The 23,086-nt window shown below is 43.3% G+C and carries 19 protein-coding genes; 1 reads left to right on the top strand and 18 read right to left on the bottom strand.

Annotation, left to right across the window (positions count from 1 at the left end; all coding sequences use genetic code 11):
• Window positions 1-60: 60 nt before the first annotated feature.
• The 18 genes from radA to RYO92_RS09170 form a co-directional block, all read right to left on the bottom strand.
• Window positions 61-1,434, bottom strand: a complete 1,374-nt coding sequence (gene radA, locus RYO92_RS09255) for a DNA repair protein RadA (protein WP_315370199.1) — start codon at window positions 1,432-1,434, stop codon at window positions 61-63.
• A complete protein-coding gene (locus RYO92_RS09250) occupies window positions 1,419-3,893 on the bottom strand; it encodes an ATP-dependent Clp protease ATP-binding subunit (protein ID WP_315370198.1) in 2,475 nt (824 codons plus the stop codon). The genes radA and RYO92_RS09250 overlap by 16 nt, the downstream gene beginning before the upstream one ends.
• 297 nt (window positions 3,894-4,190) lie before the next feature.
• Entirely contained in the window at window positions 4,191-5,450 is a 1,260-nt protein-coding gene (locus RYO92_RS09245) for a cohesin domain-containing protein (protein WP_315370197.1), read from the bottom strand.
• A gap of 116 nt (window positions 5,451-5,566) precedes the next feature.
• A complete protein-coding gene (locus RYO92_RS09240; protein ID WP_315370196.1) occupies window positions 5,567-7,171 on the bottom strand; it encodes an N-acetylglucosaminidase in 1,605 nt (534 codons plus the stop codon).
• A gap of 692 nt (window positions 7,172-7,863) precedes the next feature.
• Window positions 7,864-9,261: an oxaloacetate decarboxylase subunit alpha gene (locus RYO92_RS09235; protein WP_007156341.1), complete on the bottom strand. Its 1,398-nt coding sequence runs from the start codon at window positions 9,259-9,261 to the stop codon at window positions 7,864-7,866.
• Window positions 9,262-9,273: 12 nt separating this feature from the next.
• Window positions 9,274-10,422: a sodium ion-translocating decarboxylase subunit beta gene (locus tag RYO92_RS09230; protein ID WP_314330050.1), complete on the bottom strand. Its 1,149-nt coding sequence runs from the start codon at window positions 10,420-10,422 to the stop codon at window positions 9,274-9,276.
• Between the two features lie 23 nt (window positions 10,423-10,445).
• The gene (locus RYO92_RS09225; RefSeq protein WP_007156343.1) at window positions 10,446-10,820 is read right to left on the bottom strand and encodes a biotin/lipoyl-containing protein; all 375 of its coding nucleotides are present in this window, start codon (window positions 10,818-10,820) and stop codon (window positions 10,446-10,448) included.
• Window positions 10,821-10,829: 9 nt separating this feature from the next.
• Window positions 10,830-11,627, bottom strand: a complete 798-nt coding sequence (locus tag RYO92_RS09220) for an OadG family protein (RefSeq protein ID WP_315370195.1) — start codon at window positions 11,625-11,627, stop codon at window positions 10,830-10,832.
• A gap of 9 nt (window positions 11,628-11,636) precedes the next feature.
• Window positions 11,637-13,010 carry a carboxyl transferase domain-containing protein gene (locus RYO92_RS09215; protein WP_315370194.1) on the bottom strand — a complete coding sequence of 458 codons (1,374 nt, stop codon included), beginning with the start codon at window positions 13,008-13,010 and terminating at the stop codon, window positions 11,637-11,639.
• A 113-nt stretch (window positions 13,011-13,123) separates the two neighbouring features.
• On the bottom strand, window positions 13,124-14,608 hold the full coding sequence (locus tag RYO92_RS09210) for a methyltransferase RsmF C-terminal domain-like protein (protein WP_315370193.1): 1,485 nt from the start codon (window positions 14,606-14,608) through the stop codon (window positions 13,124-13,126).
• The gene (locus RYO92_RS09205; protein WP_315370192.1) at window positions 14,609-15,733 is read right to left on the bottom strand and encodes an AI-2E family transporter; all 1,125 of its coding nucleotides are present in this window, start codon (window positions 15,731-15,733) and stop codon (window positions 14,609-14,611) included.
• Window positions 15,705-17,159 (bottom strand): O-antigen polymerase, encoded by a 1,455-nt coding sequence (locus RYO92_RS09200; RefSeq protein ID WP_315370191.1) that lies wholly within the window; start codon window positions 17,157-17,159, stop codon window positions 15,705-15,707. Before RYO92_RS09200 ends, RYO92_RS09205 begins: the two co-directional genes overlap by 29 nt.
• A complete protein-coding gene (locus RYO92_RS09195) occupies window positions 17,071-18,255 on the bottom strand; it encodes a CdaR family protein (RefSeq protein WP_007156349.1) in 1,185 nt (394 codons plus the stop codon). The genes RYO92_RS09200 and RYO92_RS09195 overlap by 89 nt, the downstream gene beginning before the upstream one ends.
• The gene (cdaA, locus tag RYO92_RS09190) at window positions 18,256-19,095 is read right to left on the bottom strand and encodes a diadenylate cyclase CdaA (protein WP_040648566.1); all 840 of its coding nucleotides are present in this window, start codon (window positions 19,093-19,095) and stop codon (window positions 18,256-18,258) included.
• Between the two features lie 79 nt (window positions 19,096-19,174).
• Window positions 19,175-20,083: a hypothetical protein gene (locus tag RYO92_RS09185; RefSeq protein WP_315370190.1), complete on the bottom strand. Its 909-nt coding sequence runs from the start codon at window positions 20,081-20,083 to the stop codon at window positions 19,175-19,177.
• Window positions 20,084-20,103: 20 nt separating this feature from the next.
• Window positions 20,104-20,748 carry a hypothetical protein gene (locus tag RYO92_RS09180; RefSeq protein WP_315370189.1) on the bottom strand — a complete coding sequence of 215 codons (645 nt, stop codon included), beginning with the start codon at window positions 20,746-20,748 and terminating at the stop codon, window positions 20,104-20,106.
• Window positions 20,748-22,049, bottom strand: coding sequence for a tetratricopeptide repeat protein (locus RYO92_RS09175; protein ID WP_183684442.1), 1,302 nt, complete (start codon window positions 22,047-22,049; stop codon window positions 20,748-20,750). Before RYO92_RS09175 ends, RYO92_RS09180 begins: the two co-directional genes overlap by 1 nt.
• Window positions 22,046-22,201: a hypothetical protein gene (locus tag RYO92_RS09170; RefSeq protein ID WP_007156354.1), complete on the bottom strand. Its 156-nt coding sequence runs from the start codon at window positions 22,199-22,201 to the stop codon at window positions 22,046-22,048. Before RYO92_RS09170 ends, RYO92_RS09175 begins: the two co-directional genes overlap by 4 nt.
• A 202-nt stretch (window positions 22,202-22,403) precedes the next feature.
• Between RYO92_RS09170 and RYO92_RS09165 the strand changes: the two genes are divergently transcribed.
• The gene (locus RYO92_RS09165; RefSeq protein ID WP_314346563.1) at window positions 22,404-22,901 is read left to right on the top strand and encodes a COG2426 family protein; all 498 of its coding nucleotides are present in this window, start codon (window positions 22,404-22,406) and stop codon (window positions 22,899-22,901) included.
• Window positions 22,902-23,086: the final 185 nt, after the last annotated feature.

Genomic DNA, 23,086 nt, shown 5'->3' with positions numbered 1-23,086 from the left:
GTAATTACGCCGTTTATGGGCTCTTGACTCTTTCGCAACTGTCAAAGACGGGATTCTATGCTATTTTTTGAAGATTGTCAATGCCTCTCTTATATTTTTTACCGGAATCAAGCTAATGTCTCTCTTTTTCCCCTGTGTGGGCGCATGATAAGCCGGTAAGAGAATTCTTTTAAAGCCCAGTCGAATGGCTTCTTCGATTCTGGATTCACTATGGCTTACTCCACGAATTTCTCCGGACAATCCTACCTCTCCAAAGACCATGGTGTCCTCCGGAATAGGAAGGTTTCTGTAACTGGAAACTAAAGCCAAAAGTACCGCCAAATCAATGGAAGGCTCAGAAATCTTTAAGCCTCCCGCAATATTGATATAGGCATCGAACTTAGAGCACTCAATGCCTAAACGCCTTTCCATTACCGCAAGGAGCATATGCAAACGATTATAATCCATACCGTTTGCGGTTCTTCTGGGGAGACCGAAGTTAGTAGGAACCAAGAGTGCCTGGATTTCCATAAGAATCGGTCTGGTGCCTTCCAGGCCGCAGGACACTATGGAGCCTGAGCAGTCCAGAGCACGGCCTGCCAAAAGTAGGGCGGAAGGGTTTTCCACCTCGCATAGCCCCTTTTCTTCCATCGTGAAAACGGCAATTTCATTGGTGGAACCAAAGCGGTTTTTTTGTCCGTGCAGAATACGCAGCTGACTGTTCTGCTCTCCCTCGAAATACAAAACCACATCCACCATATGCTCTAAAATCTTCGGGCCGGCAACATTTCCATCCTTGGTCACATGACCTATCACAGCAATGGTAATCCCTCGCTCCTTGGCAAGGCGGAGTAAGAAGGAGGTACACTCTCGCACCTGGCTTACGGAACCGGGAGAGGCTGTTACCTCTTCCAAAAACATGGTTTGGATGGAGTCAATCACCAGAAAATCAATTTCTCTTTCCTCCACCACCTCTAAGAGCTGATTTAAATTACTTTCGGACAGAAAATAAAGCTCTCCCTCCACTTCTCCCATGCGATTGGCCCTAAGCTTTATCTGCTTTAGGGATTCCTCACCGGAGACGTAGAGAACTCTTTTTCCTCCCTTGGAAGCTAAGTGCAGACTTACGGAGAGGAAAATGGTGGATTTTCCGATTCCCGGATCTCCTCCTAATAAAACGAGGGAGCCGGCCACCAGGCCACCTCCCAATACTCTATCCAGCTCTCCGAAACCGGTGGAAATACGATCTTCCTTATCTAAGGGGATTTCCTCCAGCTTTTTCGCCTCTGCCTTCTTCAGGGGAAGCATAGTTCCTGCTCCCCCCGGTCTTTTTTTACTTTCTTTTGGAGCCTCCACCATGGAGTTCCAGGCCTTACAGGAAGGACACTGTCCCAACCATTTGATGGTCTCATAACCACATTCCTTACAGAAAAAAAGATTTAAACTTTTTGGCATTCTTCCTTCCTTTTTCTAATGCTGGTCTTTAATTTCTCTCCGGTTCTGTCCATTTTCACAGTAACCAAAGAGCCCTGAGGAATCTCACCCTCTAAAATGGCTTCAGACAGTAAGTCCTCCACCTGGGTTTGGATGGTTCTCTTTAAAGGTCTGGCACCAAACTTGGGATCATAGCCCTTTTCCACCAGGAAGTCCTTGGCTCCCTTATCTAAACGTAAGCCAAGATCCAATTCTCCCTTTGCCCTCTTATACAGCTGAGACAGAAGGATATCCAAAATTTTGGACATATCTTCCTTACTGATGGGTCTAAAGACAATGATTTCATCAATACGATTTAAAAACTCCGGTCTAAAGAGATTTTTCAACTCTTCCAGCACCTTATTCTTCATATATTGATAGTCTTTATCCAGCTGTCCGGGAGTCGTATCAAAGCCTAACTTTTTCGGGCTGATAATCTGCTCCGCCCCTGCATTGGAGGTCATGATAATGATGGTATTCTTAAAGGAAACCTTTCGTCCCTGAGAATCGGTAATATGGCCGTCATCCAGCACCTGTAAAAGAATGTTCAGCACATCCGGATGGGCTTTCTCAATCTCATCAAAGAGAATGACAGAGTAGGGATTTCTTCTTACCTTCTCGGAAAGCTGTCCACCCTCATCATAACCCACATATCCGGGAGGGGAACCGATCATCTTGGAAACACTGTATTTCTCCATGTACTCTGACATATCTACACGGATAAGATTTTGTTCAGAGCCGAAAATCACCTCCGCAATAGCTTTGGACAGCTCCGTCTTTCCTACTCCGGTAGGCCCAAGGAACATAAAGGAGCCGATGGGACGCTTAGGATCCTTTAAACCTACACGGCCTCTCTTGATGGCTTGCGCAACAGCCTTCACCGCCTCATTCTGACCAATCACTCTTTCGTGAAGAAGATTTTCAAGATTCTTCAATCTTTCCGTCTCCGTTTCTTCCAGCTTCTTGGTAGGAATCTTCGTCCAATCGGAAACTACCTGGGCAATGTCCGATTCCCGAACGTGAAGACGATTCTCTTCCCTTTCCTTCTTCCAAAGCTCCAGTTCCTTACTCAGGCGCTTTCTTTTCTGTTCCTGTTTTCTCTTAATCTGAGAAGCCCCTTCAAAATCTTCCCTACGAATGCAATCTTCCTTTTCTTCTTCAAATTCTGCAATCTGGGCTCTTAGTTTTTTGATGGCTGCAGGCTCTCCGCTATTTAAGATGCGAATTTTAGAAGCAGCCTCATCGATTAAATCAATGGCCTTATCCGGCAAATATCGATCGTTAATATAGCGGGCGCTAAGCTTTACCGCCGCCAGAATAGCCTCTTCTTCAATTACAACCTGATGATGCTCTTCGTAGCGCTCTTTAATTCCTTCCAGAATCTTGATGCTTTCCTCTTCCGTAGGTTCTTCTATAGTAATCGGCTGAAAACGTCTTTCCAGTGCCGCATCCTTTTCGATGTGCTTTCTATACTCCTCCAAGGTGGTTGCACCGATAATCTGCAACTCTCCTCTGGCCAGAGCAGGCTTTAAAATATTGGCAGCATCCAGTGCTCCCTCAGCACCTCCCGCTCCGATGATGGTATGAATCTCATCAATAAAAAGGAGCACCTCACCGTCTGTTCTTGCCTCTTGAATAACCTTCTTAATCCTTTCCTCGAACTCTCCACGGTATTTGGAGCCTGCCACCATGGCAGATAAGTCCAAGGTTAATAAACGCTTTTTTAAAATACTGTCCGGAACATCCTTTGCCGCAATTTTATTGGCCAAGCCTTCCACCACAGCAGTCTTCCCCACTCCCGGTTCTCCCACAAGACAAGGATTATTCTTGGTTCTTCTGGACAGAATCTGAATCATTCGCATAATTTCCTGTCCGCGACCAACCACAGGATCCAACTTTCCTTCCTTTGCCAACGCAGTAAGATCCCGGGAATACTGATCCAATGTCGGCGTCTGCACGGATCGTACTTCCTTCTCTCTATTATTTCTCTCTTCCACCAGATTGTCTCTTCCGATGGCGGAATTTAACTGGGTATAAATCTTCTGCATGGAAACACCCAAAGTTGAAATAATTCGGGATGCCACACAGTTTCCATCCTTCAAAATGGCCATCAAAAGATGCTCGGTTCCCACCAGACGGGACTGCCCCTCTCTGGCTTCCTGCATCGCCTGCTCCAGAACTCTCTTGGCAGATGGGGTATAACCGCTGGGGTCTGCAAGGGAAACACCGCTTTCTCCGCTAACCATAAACTTGGCAATCATATCCGCAATCTTTTCTTCCGTTACGCCATTTGCCTTTAAAACCTTCCCTGCAACGGCTGTACCTTCCCGTACAAGACCTAAGAGGATATGCTCTGTTCCAATATATTGATGATGACACTCTTCAGCCACCTCTATGGCAAGTTGTAAAGACCTTTGCGCCTGTATCGTAAACTGATTCATCTTCTCCACCCTATCCTTTTCTATACAATACTGTTTCTGCTTTTATAGTCCCTAAAAGCAGTGTTGTCCAGTTAAAATTTTCTGATTGAATCTAAATATTTTATCATGATAGCAAAGCTTTTTGAATAATCTGTGAAGGAGTCCTATAAGAAATATTTTCATGAAAAAAAGCAGTATAGCCTTAGGACGGATCTCCTACTTTTTATGGCTATACTGCATGATAAACAGCTTCTACATCATGTTTCTCTTAATTCTATAAGCCATTACAGCTTTTAAATTCTTTATGGCTCATAAAACTTACAGCTCTTCGATTTCCAGCTCTACTTCTTTGGTATGCTCCAAAGAATCCTCTTTTTTATGCTTCTCTTTATCCGCCAATCGCTTCTTATCTTCCGCAGATAAGGAAATCGCTCTGGTTGCTCCTAAATCCGCATCTTCAATATCGGATCCGTTTTCACCCTCATGATGCACATTCGGCCTACGTCCAATCAGCTTGGTTCTTCCCTCTTCTTCCTCTTCCTCGGGGAAATCCTTTTCCTTCATGGGAAATTCCTCCTTTAAAGAGAAACGCTCTACATTGGGTCGGCTTTCCTTTCGCTCTCGCTCCAAGGTTTCTTTCTGGAAAGCAATAACTTTCTTCAATCTGCTACGTGTCTGCCACAGGAAGATGGATAGGGCGGCAAGAAGCAAAGCCACTAAGGCAAAAACTATGCTTAATATGGTCTGAACATTATATTTTCCTACCAAAGCATCATATTGATTTAATAAAGTCGGATAGCTTTCCGCATTTTTCTTCTGCTCAGCCTCTAAAGGATCCTGAAAATACCGCTGAATGGTTTTTTCCTTTAAGTCATAACGATAAAAATGTAAATCTCCCGCATCATTCATTCCATAAACAATGATGTACTGATGCTCTGTATCGGCCTTCCATACCCATCCCTTTACCTGATGACCATCTACATCAATGGTGCTTTCCCAAAAGCCATCCGGAATCTTTACATCGGAGCCGGGATTCATAATGGTAATACTCTTATCCTTTGCGGTAAGCTTAACCCCCTCGTTCTTGGTCTCCGCCTCTTCACTTTCTTCTGCAGAGGCCGAGGTTTCCGCCGCACTTTCACTGCTTGTTTCTTCCGCAGTAATATTTACGGCGCCCTTTCCCACATGGGTAAGGTTTAAAAGACTTTCATCTCCGCTGTATATTTCCTGTTTTTCTACCGTAATACTGGACTGTCCTGCGGAAGCAGCCTTGAATTTCAAAGCAAATGCCAAGGTATTTGCTACGGAATTATCGCCGGTACCGTGTACACGCAGAGTTCCTGCACCTCCATCAGTATTCGTTCCGCTGACAAACTGCAAAGAATTACTGTCGTAGCGAAGGGTAATATCTACTCTGGCTAAAGGAGTATCACTCTTCACCTTCATATTCACCGTGATTTCTTCTCCCACCTTACCTGTCGGATCGGAAAAGCTTAGCTGTCCGTCTGCAGCAAAAACAGCCATGGAAAACAGAAGGCTGAGCAGGCAAGTATATAGTATATATTGTAATGATTTCATTATTATTTCCTCAAATTCCTCCGATTCGAGTCTTCCCATCCTCTGACAGTACCCGAAGCTTTACTCGACACATTCCGTTATATTTTACTGAAAGATGAGAATTCTTTCAAGACTTTTTAACCAAGAGGACTCTTTCCAATCTCCACTACTTCTACACCGCTCTCTGTCTTCCCTGCTGAGCTGTTTGTGTTGCTTCCATTTCCATTAGCACCTGCATTTCCTGCATTGCTTACTGTGCTATTACCGCTGCCCGAGCTATCTCCGGAACTGTTGCCACCATCTTTTCTTGTGGGTTTCTCATCTCCGGTAGGAATCGGCTCTTTCTGTCCCGGCATATCCTTATATACGGGGATGGAGAAAACCAGAGCTTTATTCTTCATATCTTTGCTGTAAGCTGAAGATAACTTTACCCCTTCCTCGGCAGCTCCCTGTACATTGGTCATATATTGATGCTTAAACAGGTTGGAGCCTTGTACGTTCCACTTCTTCAGGTACAAAGTATTCTGTCCCGCATTCATATAATTTTCCGCAAAGAACTGTGCTCCGCCCACAATAGACTTTTCTCTGCTATTCCAGGGACGCATATAGCTGCCACTTTGCTTGGCATACCAAATACCTCTCTCTATGGCTCCCATCTTTCCATCCTGGTAAGCACCGATATTAAAATAATTGTAATGTCCGCTACTTCCGGAAATAGAACCGCTGCTTCCTTTTCCCTGCTCCTGTAAAATCATGGAAGCAAGAACATAGGGATTCTGCTTAGACTGCTCCGCAGCCTTCATAATAATACTCACGTAATCCACACCGCCTGCATTTGTTCCGTTACTTGTATTGGAATTGTCTGCAGATGCCGCTGTGGTTCCAGAAGGAATAACCGTTCCCTCCGCATTTGATATGTTTGCTCCCGGTCCATCATTGGAAATGACTACTGTTTCCGTTGAATTCTGGGTAGAGGAAGCATCTCCGCTTCCGCTGTTTCCCCCATTTCCACTGCCTTGACTTCCGCTATCCATAAAGCTGCCCATTAGCATGGCTGCCAAACCGTCTCTCGTCTGTTCCTCCGGATTATAGCTGTGGAGTAAGAATTGGAAAATGTAGGACTCATCCAAAAAGTTTCTGGGATCCATATAGTATGCTGTTAATTGTCTGGAGGCACCAACCCAGGTAGGACCGTCAAATCCTACCCATGTTCCTGTATTCCAGTCATATTTTCCCTGATCGGTGGACTTCCAGGATGAAATAGCATTCTTGTCCACAAGACTGCCGGTTCCTTCCATCTCTCCGTCTAAAACTCTCTGCCAATCCAAATTGGTATGTAAAGCCTTAAACTGCCAGTTGGGAAACTCTGCATGGAGAGCTCTTAGGCCGTCCTTATAAGCTTCCGGAAAGCCCTGTTGATTCAAAGCGTTCTCAAAGGCCTCATCCCTTTGGTATTGAACCGGAAATTTTACAAAATCGGAACGAATATATCCGCTTCCCCCTTGGAAATTAACCGGATACCAGCTTTCTCCGGAGGAGTTTTGCACCGGATCCCCTACTTTGACGGCTGTATTGGAATAAAGGTTCGTCACCTTTTTACTGTTTTTATTGGCTTCAGCCCTTACATTGACCATACTGCCCTTAATTACGGCATCCTTTTCTGTAGCAAAAGCTTGCGTAGCAAAAACGCTGCTCAAGATTAATCCTAAACTTATAAAACGTCTCCAACTTGTTCTTCTCATTTTTCTCCCTGCCCTTTACGCCAAAGAAGGATGTTCTTGAAGAAGCATCTCTTTGTGATTCATCAGGGAAAAAATCCCTGTCTTTATACATCTGCAATTCTATAGGAAATTATAAAGATTAAAAAATAATTTTCAATAAAGATTTTCTTGCATCATTTTAATTTTTTTATTTCCTTCCGTCAATGCTTCTTGGAATTATTCAGACAAATGACAAAGAATCGTAATGAACGAGAATATGAAGAGATATTAGCTGGAATGAATTTATCCTCTACCGTATAGCTTTTGGAACGGGACACGCTCTCGCTAACCTCGCCTCGTAGCGGCACTAAGCTTTTACATAACAAAAGCTAAGTGCCGACGGGCTCAGATTGTCCCTTATCAAAAGCTATCCAAGAAGAGATAAATTATAATACTCCTCTGCTTATAGACTCTAAAATAATGTAGAAGGAAGCAAAAAAGGACTGCAAAAATCAAAACTCGGAAGAAATTTTCGACAATATAGGTCTGAATGCGGGGTAGTCTGAGCCCACCGGTACTTGCGAAAAACAAGTGGAACGCAGTTTTTCGCTTAGTATCCGCTGTGAGGCGAGGCTAGCGAGAGCGTGCCCCGTTTCAGACCTATATTGCATAGAAAATTTTTTTGATTTATAGTCCTTTTTTGCTTCCTTCTGTATTGTTTTTTCTACCTCGTTTTATACCGGGTAGGCTTTATTTTCTTTGTCCGCGTTCTTTAACGCAATGCCGGATTTCTGAGCATCTCTATACTGGAAGAAGTCCTTGGCTACCTGAGGGAATAATGCATAAGACAATACATCCTCCGGCTGCTGCATCCATTCCTTACACTCTTCCTTAAATTGCTCAAGCTGTGGCGGAATGTGATCTGCAGGACGATCTGTCATCTGCTTCTCTCCCTTTAAGACCTTCTTCAGCATTTCTTCGTCCATAGGCTTTACGGTTCTACCGAACTCTCCTGCAACCAGCTTGTAAGACTCCTTGGGAACCATCTTATAACGCTCTCCGGTAATAACATTCATTACCGCCTGGGTTCCTACAATCTGAGAAGAAGGGGTAACCAGTGGCGGCTCTCCAAAGTCCTTACGCACTCTTGGAACCTCCTCCAAAACCTCCTGAAGCTTCTCGTCCTTCCCTGCCTGATGAAGCTGGGAAATCAGGTTGGACAGCATTCCTCCGGGAACCTGATACTTTAAGGCCTTAATATCTACGCCCAATACCTTTGTGGAAAGGAGGCCGGACTTGATGCATTCCTCCCGGTAGGGCTGGAAATAATTGGAAATCTCAATAAGCTTGTCCAGATCAAGGCCGGTATCATACTCGGTACCCTGTAAAGCCGCTACCATAACCTCTGTGGATGGCTGGGAAGTTCCCATAGCCAAGGGAGTGGATGCGGTATCAATGATGTCCGCTCCTGCTTCAATAGCCTTTAAATAGGTCATGGATGCCATACCGGAGGTATAGTGTGTATGCATTTCGATAGGAAGAGAGGTTCCTCTCTTTAAGGCAGCAACAAGCTCTGTTGCCTCCTTTGGAAGAAGCAGTCCGGCCATATCCTTAATGCAAAGGGAATCCGCACCGAGATTTTCTACATCTCTTGCCAGGTTCTCCCAGTATTCCAGGGTATAAGCATCTCCCAGGGTATAGCAAAGGGCGATCTGAGCATGTCCCCCTTCTTTTCTGGTGGCCTTTACGGCAGTTTCCAGATTTCGAATATCATTTAAGCAGTCGAAAATTCGAATGACATCAATGCCGTTGGCAATGGATTTTTCTACAAAGTACTCCACCACATCATCTGCATAGTGATTGTAGCCTAAGATATTCTGTCCGCGGAACAACATTTGCAGCTTCGTATTCTTAAAATGTCTTTTCAACATCCGAAGTCTTTCCCAGGGATCTTCCTTTAGGAAACGAAGGCAGGCATCAAAGGTTGCTCCCCCCCAACATTCCACCGCATGGTATCCTACCTGATCCATCTTGTCCAAAATAGGCTCCATCAATTCACTGGGCATTCTTGTGGCAATCAAGGACTGGTGTGCATCTCTCAGCACGGTCTCCGTAATCTTAACTTTTGCCATATTTTCCCCTTTCTATTTCACTCCAAACACAGCCATAAAGATTCCTGCTGCAACCGCTGTTCCGATAACACCTGCCACATTGGGTCCCATGGCATGCATTAAAAGGAAGTTGGTCGGGTCTGATTCCGATCCCACTTTTTGGGATACTCTTGCCGCCATAGGCACTGCAGAAACTCCTGCGGAACCGATTAACGGATTAATCCGCTTTCCGGAGGCATAGTACATAATTTTTCCAAGAAGTACTCCTGCCGCTGTTCCAAAGGCAAAGGCTACCAGTCCTAAGAACACAATCTTTAAGGTATTTACATTTAAAAAGGCTTCTGCGGAGGTGGTTGCTCCCACAGAGGTTCCCAGTAAAATAACCACAATATACATCATGGCATTTGCCGCAGTATCCGTTAACTGCTTAACCACACCGGACTCTTTAAAAAGATTTCCCAGCATCAGCATTCCCACAAGTGGTGCCGTAGTGGGTAAAATCAAGCAAACCACAATGGTTACCACAATGGGGAAAAGAATTTTTTCTAGCTTGGAAACCGGTCTTAACTGCTCCATCTTGCACATCCGCTCTTCCTTCGTGGTTAAAGCCCGCATAATAGGCGGCTGGATAATGGGCACTAAAGACATATAGCTGTATGCCGCAACCGCAATGGGTCCCAGTAATTCCGTCTGTCCCAGCTTGTTGCAAAGGAAGATGGAGGTAGGACCGTCCGCACCTCCGATAATAGAGATAGCTGCTGCAGCCGCTCCGTTAAAGCCAAGAAAAATAGCAATAAAGTATGCCGCATAAATACCGAACTGTGCTGCCGCCCCCAGTAAGAAGCTGATAGGATTCGCTATCAGAGGGGAGAAGTCCGTCTGGGCTCCCACGCCCAGGAAAATCAAAGACGGTAAAATGGTCCATTCATCTAAACGGAAGAAATACCATAAAAGTCCCCCGGTTCCATTGATAGATTTTTCCGGGCTTAACATAATCTCCGGATAGATATTTACCAAAAGCATTCCGAAAGCAATAGGTACCATCAATAGGGGCTCAAAGCCCTTGGCGATTCCCAGATAGAGGAAAACCAAGGCAACGAAAATCATCAGGTAATTTCCGGGAGTCAGATGAAAGAAGGCCGTTTGCTGTAGTAGATTGGATAAGGTCTCTACTATATTCATGAAAATATCCTCCTGTCCTAACTTTAGGCGTTTAAGCTGGCCAATTTCGCACCGGATTCTACGCTGTCTCCCACCTTTACATTAATGCTTGCTACAACACCATCCTGTGGAGCTACAATATCATTTTCCATCTTCATGGCTTCCAGTACCAGGAGTACATCTCCCGCCTTTACGCTATCCCCTTCCTTTGCCTTCACCGCAAGGATCTTTCCGGGCATAGGAGCGGATACTGCCACATTACCTTCCTTCGCAGCTGCTTGGGGAGCGGAGGCTACAGGAGCAGCTGCTGCGGGAGCGGATTTCTCCACTGCCTTGGGAGCGGAAACAACACCGCCGTTTTTCTCTTCTACTGTCACATCATAAGCTACACCGTTTACTGTAATTGTATACTGCTTCATAATCTCTCCTTATCTCCGTCTTCTAATCGAACGAACCACCAGGCCGTTGTTTAATTCCTTGGCATCCTTAAAAGGATTTTCCATAACCTGCTCCACTTCATAGGCCTCAATAGCCGCCATCATTACAATACTTAACACATCCTCAGGAATACCCTCTTCTTTTTCTATAAGCGGAACCACTCGCTTGGGAACTTGCTTTTCTACCGCCTTTGCAGTAGGAGCCGGCATTTTTCTCTTAGCCTTTTTCTCTTTATGCTTTTCTTCCCAAATATGAATGTACTTAAACAGGCTGATAATCCAGGCAATGAAAATGAGTACGGCAAAAACCATTCCCATTCCCACCAAGAGATTTTGTCCGGCGGAAGCCATCTTCTCTTCCATACTGTACTCCGGAACAAAACTCATGGAGGTAAAGCCGCTGTAATCCTCTTTTAAGGATGCATCAAAGTCTAATTTTCTTTTTTCGAACTGTGCCACAAGATGGAACTTGTATTCTCCATTTTCTTTTGTAACAATGTTCTCCTTGACCTCCTGAAATTCTCCCAGCTCCTCTTTGTCATTCTTAAAATTATTTAGGGCATTATAGAGAACCTCTTCCTTAGCCTTGTAGGCCTCCTCAATCCCCTGATTAAGACTGCTCTCATCCTGGGTTACCATAGAGGTAAAATACTGCTCTATCGTTTGTTCCAGTTCAGTCAATGTCGAAGGATCCAAGGCTTCCGCTTCCACAGTCTGATTTCCGCAGGAAAGTAAAAAGAAGGACAGGAGCAAAGCACATAGGAGGAATATTTTATTTATCTTCTTCATTTTCCCCTCCTAGTTACTTCCGAATTTTTTATGAAAATCAAAGTTAGCCTTTCCGTATAAGATTTCAAAGGCGGAAATAATTCTTTGACGGCTTTCCTCCGGTAAAATCAAATCATCCACATAGCCTCTTTTCGCTGCCGCTAAAGCAGAGGACTTTTCCTCTAAAAATCTCTTACTCTCCTCTTCTCTCTCGGAGGCAGACTTCTCAGGATACAAAATATCCGCTGCATACTTGGCATCCATAATGGAAATTTCAGACTCGGGATAAGCATAAACCAAGTCCACGCCCAGTCCCTTACTGCCAATTGCCGCTCCTGCGGAACCGATAGCTTTCTTCACGAGGCTCACCATAGGCACGGAAGCATTTCCATAGATGGAAAGAAGACTTGCCATAGCCTTTGCCATATGCTTTTCATTGCAAGAACAGTTTTCAAAGCCCGGCACATCACACACTGTCAAAATAGGAATAGAATAGCTGTTGCAGAAACGAAGGAATTGATCCATCTTTTCCACTGCCTTCCAATGCAGAGGCTCCCCATTGGTTGCCACCGCCCCCACAGTCTGTCCGTTTAGAGAAATAAAAGCAGTAACTGCCCCCTCTCCAAAATGAGACTTTACTTCAAAGATTCTTCCCTCATCTGAAAGAGTTTCCAGCGCCTCTCTCGGTGCCAATGCTAAAAATCCCTCCACACTACGGTTTAGGCTATCTTCCACATCTTCCTGATAAGCGGCATCTTCATTGTTCGCCGGTAAGAAAGCAAAAGCCTTTTGAATTTCTGCAAAGATTTCCTCTTCCGTACCGTAAAAATCAATATTTCCCTGCTTAGCCTGGGCTTCAGCCTTAGCAAAAGCCTCATCCTTATTTCCCTCTACGCCGTCAGGAGCAGTAAGGAAGAGTCTTGCCTCTTCCTTTTCCATAAAGGAAAAATCGGAAAGAGAAGGAAGAATGGCAAGTCCTCCTCCTACCTGTCCGAAAATCACGGTATATTGGGGAATCAAGCCCTTTGCCTTTGCCTTCTTCTCGTAAATGGTAGAAAGGGCAAAAATAGCATCTGTAGCTTCCGGAATACGAAGTCCGCTGGAATCCAGTAATTCCACCACCGGGCATCCCATTTTCATTGCTGTATCATAGAGATTTGCAATCTTCTTTCCATGCATCTCTCCAATACTTCCGGAGAGTACTTCTCTATCTTGTGCATAAATATATACCGGCTTCCCGAAAATACTGCCATACCCACAAATGACTCCATCCGATGCTTCCTGTTTCTCACCGGAATTAAAATCTGTACTTCTGCTGCAAACATGAGCACCGATTTCCACAAAACTGGATTCATCCAGCAAGGCCTCTATACGCTTCCTTGCCAAAGAATTACGCTGATCCATAATCTTCCTCCATTTCTATTTTGAGGGCAAATTACCCTTTTAACATGGCTTATTGTAAACGATAGCAAAATCTAATTCAAGCCAAAGAAATAACAAACATTTAATATATGCTTCTATTTTTTAAAGCGTATTCCCTTAGGATAGAGGTTTCTTAGTCGTCCGTTTCGGTAATATCCAAAGCCCAAAGGAAGTCCGTCACAAGTACAAAGAACCAATCCTTTATCACTTTTTTTATCGCCTTCTTTATCGCTTTCTTTATCGCTTTTTTTATTGTTTACGTTTCCTTTTCTGTCGGCCATAAGAAAATTCTCTAGCTCTTCTTTCTCCACCGCTATTTCTTGTCCATTGAGATAGGCCTCTACCCTTCTGTCTTCTCCGTACAAGGAAAGTCTGTAAAGCAATTTGGTCTCCGGCGATTTTTCAGGAAGCTTTGTAAGAGCATCCCCCCATTTAGGAAGGTCTATAGCGTGGCTTAGGCTATGACTCCATTCCCAGCTCTTCTTACCTTCCTCCAAAACCGCAATACCGATTCGAAGCAAAGGCAGGGATAAAAAGCATTTTAAAGAAGAGGGATAATAAAAATATTTTTTAGCCTTCTTCTCCCAAAGCATGGAAAGCTTAGAAATATCCATATCCTCTCTCTCAAGATCCTTTCCCTCTTTCCGAAAAAGAGAAAAATACTGTCCCTCTCCCACACTGTTATGAAAATAAAGATGCCTCTCTCCTAAAAATCTGAGCTCCGGATGCTTTTCTAAAATCCATTCCCGCATTTCTTCATTTTCCTCCTCGGAAAATGTACAGGTGGAATAGGCCAAAAGCCCACCTTCCCTAAGCATTCCCAGGGCATGACCAAGAATATCTCTTTGTAGACCTGCACATTGCGAAACCTTCTCTAAAGACCAATCCGCTATGGCCTCCGGATTTTTCCGAAACATTCCTTCTCCGGAACAAGGTGCATCTACCAAAATTCTGGAAAAGAATGCCGGAAATTGCGCTTCCAGCTCTTCAGCGGAGCAGGAGCTCACCGCCACATGGCTATAGCCCATACGTTCCACATTTTTGGAAAGATTTTTAGCTCTTTCCATAATGAATTCGTTTGAGAGAAGAATTCCGCCTTCCTCTGTCTTAAGCCGGTCTGCCATCTGCAAGCTCTTTCCTCCCGGACTGGCACAAAGATCCAGACATCTGTCAAAGGGGCGAATTTCCATATAAGGAACCACAGACATGGCGGAAGGGTCCTGAATATAATAAAGCCCTGCCTCATGGTAGGCATCGTGACCGATTTGCACCCCTATACTTTGCAAATACTCTTCATCACAAAGGTATTCTCTAGCCAAGGCGAGACCGTATTCGTTCTTTGAATTTTCTAGTTTTAAGCTTTCCGATTTTAACTCTTCCAGCTTCCAATTTTCCTTCCATTTCTCTATAGGAAAATCCGGATTAGCCTCCGCCTTCTGTAAATTCAGCCGAAGCCCTCGCTTCGGAGGCAGAGAACAGGCTTCTAAAAAAGCCTCCCACTCCTGCCCCAGCCTGATTTTCATTCTTTCGCTAAACTCCCTAGGCAATGAAATATGATTTTTCTGACAGCTCTCCTTCATTTACACTTCCTCATCCTTTTTTACACCGGCATAGTCTAAAAGCATTTTGCCAAGGGCCTTTCCGGCAGAGAAAAATCCGGAAAACGCTCCATAATGATAAAAACGTACCAACAGCATGCCAACAGGCAGGGCTAAAACCATTCCGGAAATCCCGTAAAGCTTATAGCCTAAAAACAGGAAAATCAGAGCCAGTAAAGGAGGCAAGCCCACCGCATCCCCAATAATCTTCGGTTGCAAAATCTGTCGAATCATCTGGCTTAGAATGTAAATCAATAAGAGAGCTAAAAAGAATAAAAATTTTCCTTTTAATAAAATCAGCGCCATCCATGGCCACATAATAAAACCCACACCAAAAACAGGGAGGGCATCCAAAAAAGCGGTTAAAAAAGCCAAAGGAATCGCAAACTCCACTTTCAATAAGGAAAAACCGACGCTTAAGAGAATGAACACACAAAACATGATTTGGATTTGCGCCCAAACATAGCCCTTTAAAATCTTTTTTCCGTCCTCCTTAAGAAGTTGCATATATTTTCTGAACTGCTCCGGAATATTTCGATGCAGAATCGATAACAGCTTTGCCCCTTCCTGAGAAAAACAAAGAGCAGACAGTATAGTAATAATCAGGTAAAGAAACAACTCAGGCAAGCCGCTAACCACTTGCAGAGAAAATTGCAAGGCCGGTGAAGTCCATTTATTCATCATGGTTCTTCCTATACTATCCAAAGTACCGGGAAGATCCGACAGTAGATTTTGGATGAATGGAGGAAAGTAGGGCAAATTTTCCTCTATCATTTTCTCCAGTTGACGCTTTAAATCCTGAATTTCCAAAGGCAAACGAGAAATGCGCTGCTTAAGCATGGGAAGTCCCAACTGCATAAGACAAAAACAAAGATAAAAAAACAAAGCGAAAATAGTTAAGGTCAGTACCAGGGATATTTGCTTTTTCTTTAAAAACGGGAAGCTCTTTTGCAAAAAAGAAATCAGGGGATTTAAGCAAAAGGCAATTATCGCCCCCAGGGTAAAGGGGAGAAAAAAGAACAATAGCTTAGGGAGAAAATACAGAAAGAAAACACATACTCCCAAAGGAAAAAGCATTTTATATAGATACAGCAGAATTTTTTTCATGAACAAAGCCCTTCCATAGAACTGCAAGTACGAGCGTCACAGCAAAGTAAAAAATGCTGGAGGCATTGGAAAACCAGGTTGTAAAAAAGGAAAATAGAAAATAAAAAGCAAATTGGATATATAATGCGCCTCCAAAAGGATTTTTCTCTTTCCTTGAAAGCTCTTTAATCCAGGAAGAAAGCAGCCCCAACACTAAAGAAAAAAGCATAACGCCCAAAAGGCCGAAATCATAGTAGGCATCGTACAGAATCCCCAAGGTAGACAGCTCCTCCTTGGTTAAATAGACCGGATAGGCCAAGGGAAAATCAAAAAAGAATTTCGCCCCGGAAAGGGTTAAAAAGGGATAGGCCATACGAAAACCATGGGAATGTTCCTCTATGTTTTTTGTCAGCAAATTGAAATTCTCATAATTATTGGCAATGTACATATAGGGCTGTACCAAAAAGATGGGAAGCTTATCATTTTTCATTTCAAAGATTCCCATAAGATAGGAAACGGAATGGGCTCTCTCTATCGTAAGAAAAACATAGGCAGACAGCAAAAAAAGAAATAATAAAAGCAGATATCTTTTCCGAATCCTTAAGCCCTGATACAAGGCAGAAAACACAAATAAAAACAGGGAAAACAGAAGCTGAAAACGGGAAACCAAAAGGATAGGTAAAAGAAAAGCTAAAAATAAACTGATGCCTGAAAACAGCTTCGGGCCGCCCTCTTTTTGATATAAAAAAGGAAGAAGCATAGGAACCAGCACAAAAAGAGTGGTGAAATAATGGAGTCCCTTTAGATGAAAATAAGAATATGCGTGGGGGGTATGCTCCGTAAATAAAGGAATATAGCCAAGAGCCAATGCCTCTATCACAAAAGAAAAATAAGAAAGCAAAAGAAGTCCTAAAATACAAAACTTTAAAAATTGCCCTTCTGTACAGTTCCACCGATATTCTTTCCCGGATAAATCCACCTTCTTTGCTTCTTCCGAGAAGATTTTTGTATTTTTCAGAAAACGAGAAGCTGCGAATTCAGATAAATACGTTCTACCGTGATAGCCCAAATAGAAGAAAAGATAAGCCAAATAAAAGCTTAGCCAGGTATGAATGGTCCAGGGAGAAGAAAGCTTGCTAAGCTGTAAAGTAGCCACGCCCTCTCCAAAAAGTAATCCCAAAGCAAGAAGACCGGACAATGTTACACTACTTCCCTCTCTCTCTCTTTCTCGAAGAAAAAGATAAAGAGACAAAATCAGAAAGCAGAAAAAGGAAAGCACGGCATATCCCTTTTCCTTCAAAAGATATGCCATGCCATACAATACCGTATATAAGCAAAGGTCAAAAAACAGACTATTTCTACTGTGATTTTGCTTTCCGTTCAGCGCTGGGCCCTTTGTTTTCTGTAGATTCTCCACTATCCGCTCCGCTTCCTTTACTATCTCCATTACCGCTTCCCTTTGTTTCCGCCGAGTTTTCCTCCTCTGTGGTCTTCGTGCTTTCCGAGGATTTGCTGCTTTCTGTTGTGCCCTCCGTACTCTCTTCCGTAGTACTTGCCTTGGTATTCTGCTCCACTTCTTCCTTTGTGCTTTCCGGAAGCTTTTTGATAGTGGCATGAATATAGACTGTACTGTTGGGCTCTGCAAGAGACAAACCGCTGGGCAAATAATCCTTAAGCCGCAAGCTTACACTCACATCCTCCTTGGCATTGGATACATCCAGGGCAGGAAGAGTCAGCTGATTGATCCCATCCAAAACAGATTCACTGCCGGAAACACTGATGCTTTTTGGAGAAATCTGAAGCTCCTCCACCGTATAACCGTTTTGTACATTTCCTTCTGTTGTTGCGGATAGAATAAGATCCTTCTTCTTGTGAATCACCACCGTATAATCCACCTGCTCCTGAGACAGGCTGACATTCGGCAGATTTTGAATAATCTTTCCGTTAGCATCGTAAAAAACAATCTTTCCGGTACCATCGGTATTTTGATTCATGCCATCCACATTAACCACCAGCCCAAGAGAAGAAATCCTTCCCACGGATGACTCCGGGCCGTTTACATAAATGGTGGTAGGATCAACAGTAATGGACGAAACGGTATAGCCCTCAGCCACATTGCCCTGTTGATGCACCTGTAAATCAAATTTTTTCTTTTGTAAATCTTCTATGCTGACATGAACAACGGAAGGTCTGGCCACGATATCCGAAATACTGGAAGCATTTTCCTGATTAACAAGCTCCACATAGACCGGTACGGAACCCGTAATAGAATAATCGCTTAAATCGATATAGGCCTTAAAATCGGAAGCCTTTACAGAGGAAGCCAGATTGCTTCGCACGGTATAACTAACGGTAACCGTACTCCGATCCACCTCCCAGGTTTTATTCTCCGCGGAAAAGGTATCCTGATTCAAAATTTGCAATTCCACGGTTCTACTTTCCTTTTGCTCCGGATTGGACACATTGAAAACAATCAGCCAAAGCAGCAAAGCCAGAACCACACTCACCAGCTTTAATATAAGATTCTCTTTAAAAAACTTCATTTATCTCTCCTCCTTTTTTCTGGGAAGAATGCGGGAAAATAAAGTTTTCTTCTGCTCTTCCTGCTCTTGCTTCGGAAGATAACGTATTAATTCTCCTGCCTCTTTGACATGTAAAAGCTTTCCCTGACAGGCTACGGAGATTCGTCCCGTCTCCTCGGATACTACCAGGGTGATGGCATCCGTACTTTCCGAAATTCCCAACGCCGCCCTATGTCTGGTGCCATAGGCCTTGGAAATTCCGGTATCGGACAGGGGGAGATAACAGGTAGCGGAAACCACTCTGTCTCCGGAAATCACAACCGCTCCATCATGCAAGGGAGTATTTTTTTCAAAAATATTAATGAGTAAGGCCGCCGTCACAATACCATCCACATAAATTCCGGTATCCTCCACCTCTTTAAGACTTTGGTTTTGCTCAATAACAATCAATGCACCGGTCTTGTATCTTGACATTTCCTGACATGCGGAAATTAATTCTTCATTAACTCTGACGCTGCCTTTGCTATCTTCCCTTTGGAACTGCCCAAAAAGATTCTTAGAGCCTAATTGCTCCAAAGCCTTTCGTAGTTCCGGTTGAAAAATGATAACGGCCGCAATAATAGCCGCTGTGGAAATTCTTTCAATTAACCAAACAATCGTATTCAAACGGAAGAAAACGGCAAACGCCGTAAACAAAAGAAGCACCAGAATTCCTTTCAGTAACTGCCAGGCTCTTGTGTTCTGAATCCAAAGAAGGACGACATAAATAATCCCTGCCAAAATTGCTATTTCCACAAGTCCTGACAGACTAAACGCAGGAAGTAAACTTACCCACCCCTTAATCTTTGTAAAGAAATCCAATTCCTATACCCCTTTCTCCTCGTAGCAACAAATGATCAAGTTCACACAAAAATTCTCTTTTATCTATAGAGAAAATTTCTTAATCCGAAGAAGGAAAATGTTCTCCTTTATTCTTCGGTACAGCCTTTACAAAATAGTAGTAGTCATCATCTTCCATCTGCAAAAATTTTGTTCCCCGGTAATCCACATCATGGAAGAAAAACAGGGTGAATACAGACAGCAAGGCAGAAATGAAATAGGCAATAATGCTAATCAAGAAATTCATCTTCAAGGAAAATAAAGGATACAATATCCAAAGCAACGCCTCCATTACCAGCCCCACCGTTACGGCAATGTGCCAGGAATACTGAAAACTTCCGTTTCTCAGCAGATAAACCGTCACTACCACAGCAGAAAATAGAACCAATACAAGGATCATTTCCTTATCTTTAAAAAAGGGAAGCAGGGTTTTCGTCAAGGATTCCAACTGTTCCGTAAGATCGGCAGAGGCCGTAAAAAGCTTTTCATTCTGCTGAATAAAGCTCAGGAAAAAATATAAAAAGCATCCCAAAGCCAGAGGCAGAAAGGCCGTAAAGCCCATAGTGAGCCCTACAAAAATCGGCAAAAAATAATGGATTTTCAAAAGAAAGCAAAAAGGCATCAAGGCAATGAGGATGGCATATTTTCCTCTGATACTGCTTTGCAATAAAAACAAGAACAAAAAGATACCCCCGGAAACAATCAAGAGCAAAAGGGATTGCTGATAAAAATAGGACATCAATATTACGCCCAGAAGTATAGGCAAAGTCGAAAAGGGAAGAAAAAAGGATATCAAACTAAAAAACAAAAGAAAAATCGGATGCGCCAGTTTTCCCACCATGGAAAAATGGCGGGTTAAGGAAAAAAAGATAAGAAAGGCCAGGCAGGAACGAAAGATAGGAACCATCCAATAATCCTGCTGTCCATATATTTTTTGACATTTTTCTTTAAAAAGTCGAAAACCGTTCATACTCCTACTCTCTCCCTATCTTACTCGTCCAACCAATCCGCCTCATCATCCAGCCACTCTTCTTCTCCCTTTTGTTTGGGAGCAGCATTTTTCTGAACAGCTTTTCCTCCGTCCTTCAGCCTTCTAAGCTTAGCTAATCTTTCCGATCTTGTATAAAGCGGCGCTAAATCCAGTTTAGCTCCCTCTTTCTTCATTTGCAGTACTACTTCCTGAGCCTCTTCTCTGGCTTTTTGAACGATAGTGTCTTTCTCCTCCTTTTTTCTAAGCTTTTCCGTTCTCTTTGCTGTAGACAAAAGAAGCAGATCCTCTAAGCGTTCACGATAAAGCAAACTGTCTTCATAGGCTCTTTCATAGGAATAATAGGACACAATGGAAATAAGCACAATGGTACAAACCATGCCCAGTAAATAGAGAAGGGAAATTCGTTTTCCCAAATCCATCATATATTGAAAATCCAGCTTTTGGAGAATGTTTTCTATTTCCATAAAAAAATAGGCAAACAGAAGCAGGAAGAAAATTCCTGTATATTGAAGGATTCCCCGCAGTACCCGATTGGAAATATAATCTTCCCTATAGTACTTGGCCGTATCCAGGGCCTCCTGCCCTATTTCCTTTTCCAGCATGGCGACCTGCACCATGGCTATGATTTTCCTCTGATCCAACATCAATATCCCCTTGCCTGTCTGGCCCTTTCCGCATAAGGCGAACTTGGGAATTCCCCTACCACCGAGTCAAAGTTCTGATTCGCCTCCGTAGTATTGCCCATGGTTTGCTGTATTCTTGCCAGCAGGAATAAGTTCTCCGCTTCTCTTCGAATCTTTACACTCCAGGTATAATCCTGTAAAGCTTCCTCCAGACGACCTGCATTCCATGCCGTGCTACCCAATTCCTGCAAACGCAGGTACACACTTCCCTCCATCTGGGACTTAATGGAAGATAGCATGGAGACCAGACTTTCATCCGTAATGGCGCTTTGATCCAAGGCAGTATACAACTGAGCCGCCTGTGTCAAATCCCCTGTGGAAAGAGCATTGTTAATACCTACAAGGCTCTGATATTGCGCCATAAAAGAAGCATTTTGATTCTCATAGCGATCCAGCTTCTCCTTCATTTCATCATACTCTTTTTGTAAACCGGCATTGGCCGCAGACAAATCTCCCATCTTCTGATTCGCCGCATCCAGCTTTTCCGTATAGGATATCATTTCCTGATTGTTTTTGCTATTGGCTCTTCTGATTCCTGCCGGAAGCATCAAAAGATAGAATACAAAAAGGGCAATCACCACACCCAATAGAAGCAGGGCAGAAACCGCCCAGGGAGAAATCTGCTTAACCTCCTGAGGCATCATCACATCATCATCCATCATTTTCCTATGGGAAAAGACATTTCTAAGGCGACTCTGCTCCACCTCCGCTCTACCGGTCTTCTTCTTCACATAGTCCATAAGGACGAGAGCCTTGGGATTGTTTCTATCAATCTTCAGCACCAGATAAAGGCTTTTTCCCGCCTTTACCCACTCGCTTCGTCTCATATAGAGAAGAGAAAGTAAAATGTGGGCCTTCACATAGTTCGGGCTGTCTCCGATAACCTGATTCAACTGAAAAACCGCTAAGTCTTCGTTATTATGCTGGGCATAGTCCAGGGCTTGATTGTAACGCTTTACATTATCAGAGCAAATGCGCAAAATCGCCGGTTTTCTTTGAATCTGCTCCAAAAAATAATCCGCAGGATTATCCTCCGGCAAAAGATTCATGCTGATGACCCATTGCACCAAGGCATCCGCTACTTCTCCCATCTCAAAAAAAATAAGCCCCAACAGATTTCTTGCTTCCCTTTGGTACTTATCAAAATGCAAGGCCTTCTTCAACAGCTCTGCGGCACCGCTTAAGTCCCGAAGTCTGGCTCTTTCCAGTCCCAGGTTATAATAACAGTTGGCTATCCGTTCCAGGGTAATATCATATTTCATGACGGATCGTTCCCCTTCTTTAAAGCCTCTTCCATAAGCTGTGTCATCAAATCATTCATATCGGTAAGGTCCACCTTGAGAATGGCATCCTCTAACTGATCCACATCCAAGCTGGGTTTAAACCTTTTTATCTCATCCTCGAAATTAATCATTGCACTCCTTTATTTTTAAAACTGCTCAATTTTAAAAAAAGAACAGTTTGCACTTTACTTTGCAAATGTGCAGTTTTTGTGAAAAGCATTGACTCCCCTATACTTCTTTTATAGAATCCCAAACAGTTTCAATGGGAAAATGCCTTTGCATGAAATTCTAACATAAGTCAAAATGGCATTCAAGTTTAGAGAAAAGGGAATTATGGAAAGTTTTATTACATTTTTTACAGCACATTTTGAAAAATTTCTTTCTCGGGAAATGATGGTCTTCTTTTTATCCATGATGCCCGTTATTGAACTGCGTGGCGGTTTGATTGCCGCCTCCTTACTGAAGGTAAATTATATACAGGGCTTGTTATATTGTTTAATCGGAAATATCCTCCCCATCCCCTTTGTCCTTTTTTTCTTTGCCAAGATTGTGGAGCTTATGGAGAAGTCCTCTTTCACAAGACCTTTGGCGTCCTGGTTTAGAAAAAAGGTAGATAAGCATAAGGACGCCATTGATAAGGTGGACTTCTGGGGTCTGGTTCTTTTTGTAGGAATTCCCCTTCCCGGAACTGGAGCTTGGACAGGGGCTATGGTAGCCAGTCTTTTAAAGATGAATAGAAAAAAAGCCTTCTTAGCCATCGGTATCGGAGTATGCCTAGCGGCAGGAATTATGTCCCTACTCAGCTATGGATTGTTGGGCAAGCTAATTTAGGACAAATCTCTACGAAAAACCAAGGATTTTCGATTTTATGATAAATTTTCATGTATTCCTTATAATAAATTTTCAGGAAGGTTTCAGGATATATTTTTAAGGATTGATATAAATTCACAATAGTTATATAACCTGTCTTTTGGAGTTGAGATTAAAAAATAGTGCTAAGCCACAGATTAGAACCT

The sequence above is a fragment of the Oribacterium sinus genome, from assembly GCF_963553175.1.
GTDB classification, from domain to species: domain Bacteria; phylum Bacillota; class Clostridia; order Lachnospirales; family Lachnospiraceae; genus Oribacterium; species Oribacterium sinus_B.
This window is presented reverse-complemented; position numbering and strand designations above follow the sequence as displayed.